The 614-nt window shown below is 55.7% G+C and carries 2 tRNA genes and 1 rRNA gene; all 3 read left to right on the top strand.

Annotation, left to right across the window (positions count from 1 at the left end):
• A 16S ribosomal RNA gene (locus D7Y04_RS42525) occupies positions 1 to 69 on the top strand; the annotation flags it as partial.
• A gap of 210 nt (positions 70 to 279) precedes the next feature.
• Positions 280 to 356 (top strand) — tRNA-Ile (locus D7Y04_RS42520).
• 55 nt (positions 357 to 411) lie between these two features.
• A tRNA-Ala gene (locus tag D7Y04_RS42515) sits at positions 412 to 484 on the top strand.
• The last annotated feature ends 130 nt before the right edge of the window (positions 485 to 614 follow it).

Below are 614 nucleotides of genomic sequence, written 5' to 3'. Positions count from 1 at the left end.
TGCTCGGTAACTGGGGTGAAGTCGTAACAAGGTAGCCGTAGGGGAACCTGCGGCTGGATCACCTCCTTTCTAAGGAGACCGGGTGTTGGACTCAGCCTTCGGGCGAGTAGGCAACACCAGCAGCCTTCGGGCTGTCAGGTCATCTCTAGGTCAATGTTTCCGATTAACAATCCATTATGTCGCTACGGGCTTGCTGTTTGGTTTTGAAGGACTGAGCGAATGGCTCAGCTCTTTGAGAATGAAGGACGCTGTAGGGTTCGCCGACGCTTTAGCCCCTCTGGGCCTATAGCTCAGCTGGCTAGAGCGCGCGCCTGATAAGCGCGAGGTCGGTGGTTCAAGTCCACCTAGGCCCACCACTCTTCTCCCTCATTGGAGGGAAGCGAAAGAGTGACTGGTGCTGACGCGAGAGTCGGGGCTGTAGCTCAGCTGGGAGAGCGCCAGCTTTGCAAGCTGGATGTCGTCGGTTCGAACCCGATCAGCTCCACAAGTTTCCTGGAAGTCGCAGGGACGTTCTTTGACAAGTGCATACGAAGGGTAAGTTGCAATTTCTGCTGAGTGAAGTTCTCAACAGAAGTGCCGACTTCGAAATGAGTCTCACCAGGCGCCGCGAGGCA

Origin of the sequence: Corallococcus sp. AB038B, assembly GCF_003668955.1 — a bacterium.
GTDB lineage: Bacteria > Myxococcota > Myxococcia > Myxococcales > Myxococcaceae > Corallococcus > Corallococcus exiguus.
Note: the sequence above shows the minus strand (reverse complement) of the source record. Positions and strands in the feature narration are given on the sequence as shown.